General features: G+C 73.2%; 13 protein-coding genes and 1 tRNA gene. 9 read left to right on the forward strand and 5 right to left on the reverse strand.

Features of this window, described 5'->3' with window-relative positions:
• Nucleotides 1-38 precede the first annotated feature (38 nt).
• From V3C34_RS10155 to V3C34_RS10175, 5 genes are all read left to right on the forward strand, one after another.
• Nucleotides 39-431: an MmcQ/YjbR family DNA-binding protein gene (locus V3C34_RS10155; RefSeq protein WP_346006982.1), complete on the forward strand. Its 393-nt coding sequence runs from the start codon at nucleotides 39-41 to the stop codon at nucleotides 429-431.
• Nucleotides 432-447: 16 nt separating this feature from the next.
• A complete protein-coding gene (locus tag V3C34_RS10160) occupies nucleotides 448-1,470 on the forward strand; it encodes a chorismate-binding protein (protein ID WP_345912855.1) in 1,023 nt (340 codons plus the stop codon).
• Nucleotides 1,467-2,315: an aminotransferase class IV gene (locus V3C34_RS10165; RefSeq protein WP_068421740.1), complete on the forward strand. Its 849-nt coding sequence runs from the start codon at nucleotides 1,467-1,469 to the stop codon at nucleotides 2,313-2,315. The genes V3C34_RS10160 and V3C34_RS10165 overlap by 4 nt, the downstream gene beginning before the upstream one ends.
• Before the next feature lie 26 nt (nucleotides 2,316-2,341).
• Nucleotides 2,342-2,887 carry a PGPGW domain-containing protein gene (locus V3C34_RS10170; RefSeq protein WP_338538183.1) on the forward strand — a complete coding sequence of 182 codons (546 nt, stop codon included), beginning with the start codon at nucleotides 2,342-2,344 and terminating at the stop codon, nucleotides 2,885-2,887.
• A 100-nt stretch (nucleotides 2,888-2,987) separates the two neighbouring features.
• Nucleotides 2,988-3,064 (forward strand) — tRNA-Val (locus V3C34_RS10175).
• Nucleotides 3,065-3,116: 52 nt separating this feature from the next.
• Here V3C34_RS10175 and V3C34_RS10180 read toward each other — a convergent pair.
• Nucleotides 3,117-3,296 carry a hypothetical protein gene (locus tag V3C34_RS10180; protein WP_346006984.1) on the reverse strand — a complete coding sequence of 60 codons (180 nt, stop codon included), beginning with the start codon at nucleotides 3,294-3,296 and terminating at the stop codon, nucleotides 3,117-3,119.
• 73 nt (nucleotides 3,297-3,369) lie between these two features.
• Between V3C34_RS10180 and V3C34_RS10185 the strand changes: the two genes are divergently transcribed.
• On the forward strand, nucleotides 3,370-4,482 hold the full coding sequence (locus V3C34_RS10185) for a class I SAM-dependent methyltransferase (RefSeq protein WP_346006985.1): 1,113 nt from the start codon (nucleotides 3,370-3,372) through the stop codon (nucleotides 4,480-4,482).
• On the opposite strand, the gene V3C34_RS10190 is transcribed toward V3C34_RS10185, so the two are convergent.
• Entirely contained in the window at nucleotides 4,475-5,590 is a 1,116-nt protein-coding gene (locus V3C34_RS10190) for a cysteine desulfurase family protein (RefSeq protein WP_346006987.1), read from the reverse strand. The genes V3C34_RS10185 and V3C34_RS10190 overlap by 8 nt on opposite strands.
• Nucleotides 5,591-5,620: 30 nt before the next feature.
• Here V3C34_RS10190 and V3C34_RS10195 point away from each other — a divergent pair, with 30 nt between their 5' ends.
• From V3C34_RS10195 to V3C34_RS10205, 3 genes are all read left to right on the forward strand, one after another.
• Nucleotides 5,621-6,460 carry a PhzF family phenazine biosynthesis protein gene (locus V3C34_RS10195; RefSeq protein ID WP_346006989.1) on the forward strand — a complete coding sequence of 280 codons (840 nt, stop codon included), beginning with the start codon at nucleotides 5,621-5,623 and terminating at the stop codon, nucleotides 6,458-6,460.
• A 30-nt stretch (nucleotides 6,461-6,490) separates the two neighbouring features.
• A complete protein-coding gene (locus V3C34_RS10200) occupies nucleotides 6,491-6,724 on the forward strand; it encodes a superinfection immunity protein (RefSeq protein WP_345912859.1) in 234 nt (77 codons plus the stop codon).
• Between the two features lie 71 nt (nucleotides 6,725-6,795).
• Nucleotides 6,796-8,481: an ABC-F family ATP-binding cassette domain-containing protein gene (locus tag V3C34_RS10205; protein ID WP_346006991.1), complete on the forward strand. Its 1,686-nt coding sequence runs from the start codon at nucleotides 6,796-6,798 to the stop codon at nucleotides 8,479-8,481.
• 28 nt (nucleotides 8,482-8,509) lie between these two features.
• Here V3C34_RS10205 and V3C34_RS10210 read toward each other — a convergent pair whose 3' ends face one another.
• The 3 genes from V3C34_RS10210 to V3C34_RS10220 all read right to left on the reverse strand — a co-directional run bounded on the left by V3C34_RS10210 (nucleotide 8,510) and on the right by V3C34_RS10220 (nucleotide 13,337).
• A complete protein-coding gene (locus V3C34_RS10210) occupies nucleotides 8,510-10,444 on the reverse strand; it encodes an acyl-CoA dehydrogenase (RefSeq protein WP_346006993.1) in 1,935 nt (644 codons plus the stop codon).
• A gap of 95 nt (nucleotides 10,445-10,539) precedes the next feature.
• Nucleotides 10,540-11,967: an MFS transporter gene (locus V3C34_RS10215; protein ID WP_338538163.1), complete on the reverse strand. Its 1,428-nt coding sequence runs from the start codon at nucleotides 11,965-11,967 to the stop codon at nucleotides 10,540-10,542.
• Nucleotides 11,964-13,337, reverse strand: coding sequence for a M20/M25/M40 family metallo-hydrolase (locus V3C34_RS10220; RefSeq protein ID WP_346006995.1), 1,374 nt, complete (start codon nucleotides 13,335-13,337; stop codon nucleotides 11,964-11,966). The genes V3C34_RS10215 and V3C34_RS10220 overlap by 4 nt, the downstream gene beginning before the upstream one ends.
• Nucleotides 13,338-13,340 lie beyond the last annotated feature (3 nt).

Genomic DNA, 13,340 nt, shown 5'->3' on the forward strand with positions numbered 1-13,340 from the left:
CCTGCCGTCGTCGGCTCGACCGCGCGTACGCTGGGAGCGTGGCGCACCCCCTGATGTTCGACCCGAGGGACCCGCTGCTCCTGCAGGTCCGGGAGATCGCTCTCGACCTGCCGGGGGCGGACGAGAAGATCAGCCACGGCCATCCCGCGTTCTTCACAAAGAAGGTCTTCGCGTACTTCGCAGGCTCCGTGAAGGTGGACGGGGCGTGGTCGCAGCACGAGCACTCCCTGGTCGTCCTGCCGGACGAGGAGGAGGCCCGGGCGCTGCTCGAGGAGCCGCGCTGCTACCGACCGGCCTACCTCGGTCCGAGTGGCTGGGTCGGCGTCGACCTCGACGAGGGTACCGACTGGCTGGAGGTCGCCGAGCTCGTCGAGTCCTCGTACCGGCGCACCGCGCGCACGCTGGACATCGCCCGGCTGGACGCCCGGTGACGCCTATCCTCGGCGGGTGGAGTTCGCGCGCTTCGGGTCGACGACGTGGTCCGACCCGGTGCAGGTCAGCCACGACCCGGCCGACCTGGAGTCCGGGTGCTGGGCGGTCGTGCTCACCTTCGAGGGCGAGCTCACCGCGGTCCGCTTCGCCCGCAGGGACGAAGGGGGAGGACCGCCCGGTGTCGCAGCGCGCTGGCCCGCGGTGACCGGCTGGACGTCCTCCCTCGACCGCGACGGGTACGTCGCCGGGGTCGAGGAGGTCCGCGCCCGCATCGCGGCGGGCACCGTCTACCAGGTCAACCTCACGACGGTCCTCGAGGCGGCCCTGCCGGACGAGGCGCACCTGCCCGACCTGGCGGCCGTGCTCGCGCGGGGCAACCCCGCCCCCTTCGCCGGGGTGCTGCACGTCCCCTCCGCGGGGGTCGACGTGGTGACCGCCTCGCCCGAGCGCTACCTGACCCGCACCGGCGACCGGTTGCTCTCGACCCCCATCAAGGGGACCGCGCCCACGCTCGGGCAGATGCTGCCCAAGGACGTCGCGGAGAACGTCATGATCGTCGACCTCGTGCGCAACGACCTGCAGCACGTCTGCGCGCCGGGCAGCGTCGTCGTCGAGCGGATCTGCGCGCCGGAGGAGCACCCGGGGCTCGTCCACCTCGTGAGCGATGTCGCCGGGACCCTGCGGCCGGGGACGACGTGGGCGGAGGTGCTCCGGGCAAGCTTCCCGCCCGGCTCGGTGAGCGGTGCACCCAAGTCGAGCGCGCTGACCACGATCCGCGACCTCGAACCGGTGCCGAGGGGTCCGTACTGCGGCGCGATCGGCTGGGTTGACGCCGACCACCCGGACGGTCCGCGCGGGGAACTCGCGGTGGGGATCCGCACGTTCAGCGCTGTGGTGGACCCGGACGGGGTGCGCCGGCTGCGCTTCGGGACCGGGGCGGGCATCACGTGGTCGTCGAGCCCGCAGGGGGAGTGGTCCGAGTGCGAGCTCAAGGCCCGCAACCTCGTGGGACTGGCATCTGGAAGAGTGGGGACATGAGCAGCGAGGTCAGGGTCTGGGTCAACGGATCACTCGTGGGGACGCAGGAGCCGGCGCTCGCCGCCCTCGACCACGGCATCACCGTGGGGGACGGTGCCTTCGAGACCTGCAAGATCGTCGACGGGGAGGTCTTCGCCGCCGACCGGCACTACGCGCGCCTGGACCGCACGCTCGGTGGCCTCGGCCTCCCTGCCGCCGACCGCGACGTCATCGAGGAGGGCGTGCGCGCCGTCCTCGGGGCCGGCGAGACGATCGGCTTCGGCCGGCTGCGCTACACCGTGACCGCCGGGCTCGGCCCGCTCGGCTCCGACCGAGGCGACAGCGGGCTGACCTACATCGTCACCGCGGCGGAGGTCCCCCCCTTCGCCCCGAGCGTCGCGATCGCGACGGTGCCGTGGACGCGCAACGAGCGCGCCGCCACCGCCGGTCTCAAGACGACCTCGTACGCGGACAACGTCATCGCGCTGGCCCACGCCAAGGCGAAGGGGGCGTCCGAGGCGATCTTCGGCAACACCCGTGACGAGCTCTGCGAGGCGACCGGCAGCAACATCTTCGTCGTCGTCGACGGTGTCGTGCGCACTCCGCCGCTGAGCAGCGGACCGCTCGCCGGGATCACCCGTGAGCTGACGATCGAGTGGGCGCGGGCGGCGGGCATCGAGGTCGTCGAGGAGGCCATGCCGCTCACCGTCCTCGAGACCGCCGACGAGGTCTTCCTCACCGGCACCACGCGTGACGTCCACCCGGTCCACGACGTCGACGGCCGCTCGCTCGAGGCGCCCGGTCCGGTCACGGCGCTCGTCCGCAAGGCCTTCGCCGAGGCCGCTGCGGCAGACCTCAACCCGTGAGCACGACGGAGGCCACCATGGGGGACGTGGACACCACCGACGAGCACGTCGGCGAGGGCAAGGACGAAGGCGGCCATCGGCGGCCGTACAGGGACATTCGCCGGGAGCACCACGCGATCGTGCGCCAGGAGCTGCTCGACCGCTTCGGCGAGGACGGGCGGATCGACCCGCACGAGGACCCGGTCCGCTGGCGCCGGGCGATCCGCACGCACCCCGTCTCCGGCCCGCTCTACCGCGTCGTCGTCGCCGTGGTCGGCCTCGCGCTGATCATCGCCGGCATCCCGATGGTCCCGCTCGTCGGGCCGGGCTGGGCGGTGATCTTCGTCGGCCTCTACCTCTGGAGCACCGAGTTCTTGTGGGCCCGCCGGGTCACGCAGTTCGTCAAGGCCGAGGTCAAGGCCTTCGACCAGTACGTGCGGGCGCTGCCGTGGAAGGCCAAGATCCCGATGCTGCTGCTCTCGGCGGCCTTCGGCTGGTTCTGCTTCTACCTCGCGCTGCTCGTGACCGGCGTCCCCGGCTGGACGCCCGACGCCGTGGAGCAGTACCTCGTGCAGGTCCCCGGCCTGGGCTGACGCCGACCGCCCCGCGAAGGGAGCCGATTGGCACCTTCGGGAGCGGTCCGGGTACTCTGCTCAGGTTGCCCGGCCGGGACGCTGGTTCGGGGAGCACCATGGACGTATAGCTCAGTTGGTTAGAGCGTTCGCTTCACACGCGAAAGGTCAGGGGTTCGAGTCCCTTTACGTCCACCAGCAAGCCCCCGCTCCGCTTCGCGGTCGGGGGCTTCCTCGTGTCGCTGTCTGCTCACTCCATCCCGGCGTCACGGGCCTCACGGGCGTCGATCCAGGCCAGGCTCTCGTGACAACCGTTGGGGCAGACCTGCCGCGAGCTGCGGTCGTTGGCCTCGCCCGGGTCGGACCCGCTCCTCACCGGCTCGGTCTCGAGGCCGCTACCGCACACGGGACACTTCTCGAAGTCGCTCATGGTCGCCCCGTACCCGCTGCCGCCTGCGCCATGCCACGCGGGGAGCGCGAGCAGGTGCCATACAGTCACCGGCATGAGCGACATCCACTGGACCGAGGACGGCGAGCAGCGCTCGGCCCGGTGGCACTCCGAGAGCTCGGCGGCGCCCCCTTCGCGCGTCGTGGTCGTCGACGACACGCTCACCGCCGACCGGGCGTACCGGATGGCCAGGGCAGGCACCGCGCTGCTGTGGCGCGGTGACCACCACAACGCCCGCCAGCTGCTCAAGGCGCTGGACCGCCGACTCGACAAGGACGCCGCCCGACGTGGCGACGACGGCAGCGACTTCGCGACGCACCGCGCCGCCCGGGCCCGACGCGCGGAGGTCCTCGGCCGGCTCGTCGTCGAGCTCGAGGACGACCACTCGCTGCGCCTGCGTCGTGCCCCGGACGTCCGTGAGGCCGCGACCGCGGCGTACGGCGCGCCGCACCGCAAGGTCATCGCCCTGCAGGAGCTGCTCGGCGTGATCGGCGCCCACCAGTGGCAGACGAAGGGGGTGCCCGTCCCGGCGCTCGGCGAGAGCGTCCACCCGGGCTACGGGGTCTTCTCACCCGTGCGCGGCGAGTACGTCGACCTCGTGGCCGAGGCGCCGCTCGACCGGGTGCCGGCGACGGCCTTCGACCTCGGGACCGGGACCGGTGTGCTCGCGGTCCTCCTCGCGCGTCGCGGTGTCGGCCGGGTGGTCGCGACCGACCTCAACCCGCGGGCAGTGGCCTCCGCCCGCTCGACGATGGAGCAGTTCGACCTCGCCGACCGCGTCGAGGTGGTCGAGGCCGACCTCTACCCGCCGGGTCGCGCGGAGCTCGTCGTGTGCAACCCGCCGTGGCTGCCCGGCGAGCCCACCTCCGACCTCGAGGCCGGTGTCTACGACCGGGACTCGGCGATGCTCCGCGGCTTCATCAGCGGCCTCGTGGAGCACCTGGAGCCCGGCGGCGAGGGCTGGCTGGTCATCTCCGACCTCGCCGAGCACCTCGGCCTGCGCACGCGCGAGGAGCTGCTCGGGTGGTTCGCCGGCGCCGGGTTGGCGGTCGTCGACCGGCTCGACACCGCGCCGCGCCACGGCCGGGCCTCCGACGCCCGCGACGCGCTGCACGCCGCCCGGCGGGCCGAGGTCACCTCCCTCTGGCGGCTGGCGCCCGTCAGCTGAGGGCCGCGCCGATCGCGTCGGCCGCGGTGGCGACGTCCGCCTCGGTCGTCGACCGGCCGAGCGTCAGGCGCAGCGCCCCGAGCGCGGTGTCGTGGTCGATCCCCATCGCGAGCAGCGCCGCCGGCGGGGAGTGCACCCCCGAGTGGCAGGCGCTGCCCGTGGACGCCGCGACGGCCGTGACTGACCCCAGCACCTCGGCGCCGAGGTGACCGGGCACCGCGACCATGAGCGTGTTGGGCAGGCAGCCGGTGGCAGGGGAGACCCGCACGATGCCGGGGACGTCGCGAGCGAGCCTGTGCCACAGGGCATCTCGCAGACGGGACTGTCGACCCCCTTCGTCCTCGAGGAGGCGGGCGGCGAGCTCGGCGGCGACACCGAGACCGACGATGCCCGCGACGTTCTCCGTCCCGGGCCGCAGACCACCCTCCTGACCGGCGCCGCGCAGGACCGGCGTGATCGTCGTGCCGCGGCGGACGTAGAGGGCACCGACCCCCTTCGGCCCGTAGAGCTTGTGGCCGGCGACGGAGAGCAGGTCCACGTCGAGCTCGTCGACGGAGACGGGGACCTTGCCGACCGCCTGCGCCGCGTCCGCGTGGACCCGCCCCCCGGCGTCGTGGACCCGCTGCGCGAAGTCCGCCACGGGCTGGACCGCCCCCGTCTCGTTGTGCGCGAGGATCAGCGTCCCGAGGCCGAGCGGCGTGACAGGGAACTCGTCGAGCCGCACGCGGCACGCGTCGTCCACGGGCAGCTCCTGGACGCGCCACCCCTGCTCCTGCAGGTGCGCCAACGGTGCGACGGTCGCCGGGTGCTCCACGCCGGAGGTGAGCGCCCGGTGCGTCGACGCCACCGCGGCGGCCCCGCGGATCGCGAGGTTGTTGGACTCGGTGCCTCCCGAGGTGAAGACGATCTCGTCGGCGTGGGCACCGATCACCGCCGCGACCTGCTCCCGGGCCGCGGCGACAGCGGCCGCCGCGCGCCGACCTGACGGCGAGGCGCTCGACGGGTTGCCGAAGTGCTCCGTGAGGTAGGGCCACATCGCCGCGGCGACCTCGGGCGCCACGGGGGTCGTCGCGTTGTGGTCGAGGTGGATCGGGTCCTGACCGGCCATGCACCCATCCTGCCGCGCGATGATGGTCCTGTGCCGACCCACATCCCCTTCGCCCAGGTCGACGTCTTCGCGGCCACTCCCTACCGCGGCAACCCGCTGGCCGTCGTCCTCGACGCGTCGGGGCTCACGGACGAGCAGATGCAGGCCGTGGCGCGCTGGACCAACCTCTCCGAGACCTCCTTCGTCCTGCCGCCGACGTCCGACGAGGCCGACTACCTGGTGCGCATCTGGACCCCGCAGGGCGAGCTCCCCTTCGCCGGGCACCCGACCCTCGGGACGGCGCACGCTTGGCTCGAGCACGGGGGGAGCCCCCGGGACGCGGACGTCGTGCGGCAGGAGTGCGGGCTGGGGATCGTCATGGTCCGAAGGGGGGCCGCCGGGCTCGCCTTCGCCGCACCACCGCTGCGCCGGACCGGGCCCCTGGACGACGCCGACGTCGAGCGCGTCGCGGAGGCACTCGGCATCGGCGCCGAGCAGATCCTCGACCACCAGTGGGTCGACAACGGGCCGAGGTGGTGCGCCGTCCGCCTCGGCTCCGCGCAGCAGGTGCGCGCGGTCGAGCCGGACCTCACGCACGCGGGCGACCTCGAGATCGGTGTCGTCGGCATGCACCCGAAGGGCGGTCCCCACCTCTACGAGGTCCGGGCCTTCGTCCCCGGGCTGGGCGTCGTCGAGGACCCGGTGACCGGCAGCCTCAACGCCGGGATCGCCCAGTGGCTGATCGGGGCCGGCGTCGCACCGCGCCGGTACACCGCGACCCAGGGCTCCTGCGTGCAGCGCGACGGGGTCATCTCGATCGAGGCCGACGACGACGGCCGGGTGTGGGTCGGCGGGGCCACCACCCTCGTCCGGGGGGACATCTCCGTCTGAGCGGGGCGCTGGCGCCCGTAGGCTGGTCACATGCCCACGATCATCACCGACCAGAAGACGCGAGTGGTCAGCGCGCCCCTCGCGATCCTCGTCGCGATCCTGTCCGCCGGCTACATGCTGCCCTGGGCGATCGCCGCCGTGCGGGGCAACCGCAACGCCTGGTCGGTGTTCTGGATCAACCTGCTGCTCGGCTGGACCGTCGTCGGCTGGATCGTCGCGCTCGTCATGTCGATCAAGGAGCACCGCGTCCTCGGGGTGCGCTGAGCCGCGTCCGAGGCTGGGCCCGTGGAGAACTCGCTGGTGCCCTGCTGCGCGATCGGAGAGGATCTCCCCTCGTGGGACATGTCGACGTGGCCGGGGTCCGGTACGAGCTCTCGGACGGGCGCGTGCTGCTCGACGAGGTCTCCTTCCGCGTGGGGGAAGGTGCCAAGGTCGCGCTGGTCGGTGCCAACGGCGCCGGCAAGACGACGCTCATGCGGATCGTCACCGGTGAGCTGACGCCGCACTCCGGCTCGGTGTCGCGCACGGGTGGGCTGGGCGTCATGCGCCAGCACGTGGGCGCCGCCCTCGGGGACCGACCCACGGTCGCCGACCTGCTCCTGTCGGTGTCGCCACCCGCCGTGCGCGACGCTGCGGCCGAGGTCGACCGGCTCGAGCTGGCCCTCATGGAGACGGAGGACGAGCGCACCCAGATGCGCTACGCCACGGCGCTGTCCGACTACGCGGACGCCGGAGGCTACGACCAAGAGGTCGTCTGGGACGTGTGCGCGACCGCGGCGCTGGGCGTCCCCTTCGAGCGGTGCCGGTACCGGGAGCTCAGCACGCTCTCCGGCGGCGAGCAGAAGCGGCTCGTCCTCGAGTACCTGCTGCGCGGCCCCGACGAGGTCCTGCTCCTCGACGAGCCGGACAACTACCTCGACGTGCCCGGCAAGATCTGGATGGAGGAGCAGATCCGCGAGAGCGCCAAGACGATCCTCTACATCAGCCACGACCGCGAGCTGCTCGCCAACACCGCCACGCGCGTCGTCACCGTCGAGCTCGGCAGTGCCGGCAACCGGGTGTGGACGCACCCCGGCGGCTTCGGCAGCTACCACGCGGCGCGGCAGGAGAGGTTCGCGCGCTTCGAGGAGCTGCGCAAGCGCTGGGACGAGGAGCACGCCAAGCTCAAGGCGCTCGTGCTCATGTACAAGCAGAAGTCGAAGTACAACTCCGACATGGCCACGCGGTACCAGTCCGCCCAGACCCGCCTGGCGCGCTTCGTCGCCGAGGGGCCACCGAGCGAGCAGCCGCGCGAGCAGAAGGTCACCATGCGCCTGCACGGCGGACGCACCGGCAAGCGCGCGGTCGTCTGCGAGCGGCTCGAGCTGACCGGCCTCATGCAGCCCTTCGACCTCGAGGTCTGGTATGGCGAGCGGGTCGCGGTCCTCGGGTCCAACGGCTCCGGCAAGTCGCACTTCCTGCGGCTGCTCGCCGCCGGTGGGAGCGACCCCGAGCCGGAGAACCTCCCCGTCGGCGAGGCCGTCATCGCGCCGGTCGAGCACAGCGGGCGGGCGCGTCTCGGTGCCCGCGTGCGGCCGGGCTGGTTCGTCCAGACGCACGAGCACCCCGAGCTCGTCGGCCGCACGCTCCTCGAGATCCTCCACCGCGGCGACGACCACCGCTCCGGCCTGGGGCGTGAGGCGGCCAGTCGCGTCCTCGACCGGTACGAGCTCGCGCACGCAGGTGAGCAGGCCTTCGAGTCGCTGTCGGGAGGGCAGCAGGCGCGGTTCCAGATCCTGCTGCTGGAGCTGTCGGGCGCCACCCTCCTGCTCCTCGACGAGCCGACGGACAACCTCGACGTCGAGTCCGCCGAGGCGCTGGAGGAGGGGCTCGATGCCTTCGAGGGGACCGTCCTCGCCGTCACGCACGACCGCTGGTTCGCCCGGGGCTTCGACCGCTTCCTCGTCTACGGGGCCGACGGCCGCGTGCGCGAGACGGATGGCCCCGTCTGGGACGAAGGGCGGGTCGCGCGCCAGCGCTGACGGCCTTCGCCCCGACCCCGCCCCGGCCTCAGAACTCGGCCAGGTCGTCCATCATCTCGGTGGTCAGCCAGGCCCGCGGGATGGCGAAGGCGTCGACGAGCGTGCCGGCGTGGGGGCGGACCTCGCCGAGCAGCTGGTTGGTCCGGGCGATGACCCCCTTCGCCTGCCTCGAGCTGAGGCGACCGTGCTCGATGTACCAGGCGCGGTGTGCCTCGACGGTGCTGAAGACGTAGAGGTCGCAGACGGTCGCGAGCAGCTCACGGGCCGGACCCTCCGGGGCGGTGTCGATCGCGGTGACGAAGGCCTCGAGCGCGATCCGGTCGACGTGGGCCCGGGCGGTCTCGAGCAGGTGGTCCTGTGCGTCGTTGAAGACCGCGAACTGGTCGGCCCCCTCGTCACCGGCCCGGCGCAGACGCATCGCGAGGGTCTCGGTCAGGTGCCGTTCCCGGTCCTCGAAGAGCGCGAGCTGACCTCCGCGGTCGTCGAGCGCGTCGTCCCCGTCCCTGCCCGGCGCGCCCGAGAGCAGGCGCTGGATGAGCGAGCCGCCGATGGTGTGCTCGATGACGGAGGTCGTCGCCTGCCGCGCACCGAAGAGGATCGCCCCGCGGGTGTCGAGATCGGTGAACTCCGTCCTGTAGCTCGTGAGCATGCCCTTGGCGAGCAACTGCAGCAGGACGGTGTTGTCGCCCTCGAAGGTCGTGAAGACATCCGTGTCGGCCTTGAGGTCGGCGAACCGGTTGAGGCTCATGTACCCCGCGCCGCCGCACGCCTCGCGGCAGGCCTGGATCGTGTCGGTGGCGTGCTCGGTGGTCATCGCCTTCAGGCCCGCCGCCCGCGACTCCAGCTCCCGCTGCTCCTGCTCGGAGTCGATCTCGCCGGAGGCGATGGCCGCCAGCTTCTCCACGAGCGCGTTCTGCGCGAGGGCCAGGGCGTAGGAGCGCGCCAGGCGGGGGAGGAGCTTGCGCTGGTGACCGCGGTAGTCGAGGATCGCGACCTCGCGCTCGCTGCCGGGGTGGTGGAACTGCGTGCGCTCGAGGCCGTACCGGACGGCGAGGGTGAGGGCGCTGCGCGTCGCAGCGCCGGCACCGCCACCGACCGTGACCCGGCCGCGCACGAGGGTGCCCAGCATCGTGAAGAAGCGGCGGTTGACGCTCTCGATCGGCGAGCTGTACGTCCCCTCGTCGTCGATCGCGCCGTACGTGTCGAGCAGGTTGTCGCGGGGGACGCGGACCCGGTCGAACATCAGCCGGCCGTTGTCGACGCCGCGCAGGCCCATCTTGGCGCCGCAGTCGCTGATGGTGACACCCGGCATCGGCTGCCCGTCCTCGTCCCGGATCGGGACGAGGACGCAGTGCACCCCCTGTCCCTCCCCGCCGACGACGAGCTGGGCGAAGACCGCGGCGAGCCGGGCGTCGCGGGCGGCCCCGCCGATGTAGTCCTTGCGGGCCGCGGGCGAAGGGGAGTGGACCACCAGCTCGTCGGTGGCCGGGTCGTACGTCGCCGTGGTGAGGATCGACTGGACGTCCGACCCGTGCCCGGTCTCGGTCATCGCGAAGCAGCCGGGCAGGGACAGGTCGGCGGCGCCGGGCAGGTACCGCTGGTGGTGCCGCTCGGTGCCGAGCGCGGCGATCGCGCCCCCGAAGAGGCCGAACTGCACGCCGGCCTTGACGAAGACCGACAGGTCGCCGTGGCCGATCATCTCCAGCCCCGTGACGGAGGCGCCGACGTCGCCGGCCCCGCCCACGGACTCGGGCAGTCCCGCACGGACGAGGTCGCTGCCGCCCAACCGGGTGCACATCTCGAGCGTGCGCCGACGGTGCTCCTCCAGCCCGAGCTCGAGGGCCGGCACCGCGACGGGGAAGTCGGGGTCCGCTCGGAGCTGCTGCCGGACCCCCGCCCACCGACCGTCGAGGACGGTACGGATCTGGTCGGCGACGGGGTCCAGGGGCTGCTCGGCGCTCATGCTCGGCACTCTTCCAGACCCACCGGGCCCGGGCAGTGGCGTGGCGCACCTTGGCGGAGGGTCATCTCATGCACCACCACCACGGTCTTGCTGCATCACGTGACCCTCTGGGGGGTGGGGAGGGGCGAAGGGGACGTCGCCGGCAGGCGGGAGAGGGCGACCGCGGCCAGCAGCGCGGACACCGAGCAGATCCCCCAGACGACGAGGTAGCCGGCCATGGGCGCGTGGCCGGTGGTGGGGTCGGAGATGCTGCCGGTCGACGCGAGGGCGACCGCGAAGAGGGCCGAGGCCAGGCAACCGCCGACCGTCTTGGTCGCGTTGGTCAGTCCCGCGGCCTCGGCGGTACCCCCGTGCTGTGCGGCCTGGGCCGCCGCAGCGGGCAGCGAGGCGACGAGCGCCCCGGACCCCAGGCCGGCGAGGCCCATCGCCAGCATCGCGTGGACGAGCGCGTCGTGGAGTGGGATGAAGGTCCCGTAGCCGATCGCGACGAGCACCGCGGCGGTGACGAGCATCCACCGCACGCCCAGCCGGCGGGCCGCCAGCGGCGAGAGCAGCGCGCCGATCGCCATGGCGACGACGTAGAGGCCGATGAGGTTGGCGATCGCGCCGGCGTCGACCCCGAGGCCGTAGCCGACCTCGGCCGGGTCGGTGCGGGCGAAGGTCGACAGCGGGATCTGGGCGCCGAGCACGCTCATGCCGAAGAGGGCCGCGGCCAGCTGGACCGGCCACATGCCGGGCGCGGCGAGCGAGCGGACGTCGACCAGCGGCGAGTCGCTCGCGCGCTCGACCCGGACGAAGAGCACCATGACCGCGAGTCCTGCGACGACGAGTGCCCAGGCGAGGAGGCTGGCCAGCCCCTGCAGCCGCACGACGACCAGGCCGCCCAGGACGAGCAGCAGGCCCACGCTGAGCAACCCGGTCCCGGCGAGGTCGAGCCGGCCCGTGGCCGGGGCGGACTCGTCGCGCACCCCGAGGACGATGGCGACGAGGGCAATGGTCGTCGCCGCCGCGGGGATGGACAGGATTGCCGTCATGCCCCAGACCGGTTGCAGCGCACCGGCGCTCAGCGCGCCGACGATGACGCCGACCTCGAGCGCCAGGACGAGCAGGGCGGCGCCCCGGCGGACCAGGGCCGGGCGGTCGGGGGAGTCGCGCGATCGCTCGTGGAGGATCGCGATCTCCATCGGCAGCCAGACCGTGTAGGCGCCCTGCAGCCCCCAGCCGACGAGGAAGGTCCAGAAGCCGGGCGCGAGGGCGACGAGCCACCCGCCCGCGGCGGTGACGAGCGTGGCGATGATGAGCACCCGTCGGTGGCCGTGGAGGTCGCCGAGCCGGGAGAGCACGGGCACCGCGAGTGCCGAGACGATGAGCTGCACCGCCTCGAACCAGTTGACGTCGCCGTCGGCGATCCGCAGGTGGTCGGCGATGTCGCTGTAGATCGGCGTGTAGTAGCCCTGCAGGATGCCCGACGCGATCTCGACGGCGGCGAGGAAGCCGACGAGGCGCCAGATGGTGGGGCTCACCGGCCCGCCGCCACGTCGCCCAGACCCTCGAGGAGCGTGCGGTACCAACGGATCCCGTCGAGGAAGTCCGCCACGCCCAGCCGCTCGTCGTAGCCGTGGATCGCCTCACGCTGGTCGGCGTCCATCCGGAAGGGGGCGAAGCGGTAGACCCGCGGGCAGATCGTCGTGAAGTGTCGTGAGTCGGTCGCCGCGTACATGACGTACGGCACGGGCACGGCCTCCGGGAAGACGGTGGTCACGGTGCGCTCGAGGAGGGCGAAGGCCGGGTCGTCGACGGGGGAGACGGGGCTGGGGTCGTGGGCACCCTCGACGTCGACCTCGATGTCGGACCCGACGATGCGTCGCACCCGGGCGGTCGCAGCCGCCGCCGTCTCACCGACGGCGATGCGCAGGTTGAGCCAGGCGCGCACGGAGGTCGGGCTGACGTTGACCGCCGGCGAGCCCGACAGCATCGTCACCGCCACCGTGGTGCGCGCGAGCGCCGCTGCCTCCGGCCCGGCGGCCACGAGGAGGCGTGCCAGCGCGCTCGGGAAGCGGTCGGCGTGCTCGGCGAGCGGCCGCACCGGCCGGGGCAGGTGCGGGGCCAGGCGCCGCAGCATCTCGAGGGCGGCGGGGGAGAGGCGCGCCGGGAAGGGGTGCCGCTCGAGTCGGGTGATGGCGCCTGCGATGCGGGCGGCGGGACCCCCCTTCGCCGGGCGTGAGGCATGTCCTCCGCGGCCGCTGGCGGTGAGGCGAAGGGAGAGGGTCCCCTTCTCGGAGACGCCCACGACCCCGAGCGGCCGGGTGACCCCGGGGAAGGCGTCGGAGGCGACGGCGCCCCCTTCGTCCAGCACGAACCACGGCGTGACGCCACGCGAGCGCAGGATCTCCACGGCCTGCTGCGCGCAGGAGCCCATGACCTCCTCGTCGCTGCCGAAGGAGAGCCAGACCTCCCGCGCCGGACGAAGGCCGTCCGCCAGGAGCGACTCCACCGCCGCGATGACCGCGACGAGCTGCCCCTTGTCGTCGAGCGTCCCGCGACCCCAGATGACGCCGTCGACGACCTCGGCGGCGAGCGGTGGGTGCGTCCACCGCGACTCGTCGCCCAGGGGCACGACGTCCATGTGCGCCATGAGGACGACCGGGTCGGCGGACGCCGCGGGAGAGGCTGGGTCGGGCGGCACCCGGATCAGCAACCCGTGGGGCGGGACGTCGAGGACCTCGCCGGCGGAGTGGGTGCGCGGGAAGTGCTCGCGCAGCAGCCGGTGCAGCTCGAGGAAGGGGGCCGCGTCGGTCTCGCCACCGCGGGGCGCCGCGACGGTGTGCAGCCTCAGGAGGTCGCGAAGGGCGGTGACGCTCGCGTGCTCGGACGCGGCCATGGGAAGGGACATGCG

Source organism: Janibacter terrae (assembly GCF_039636765.1).
GTDB classification, from domain to species: domain Bacteria; phylum Actinomycetota; class Actinomycetes; order Actinomycetales; family Dermatophilaceae; genus Janibacter; species Janibacter terrae.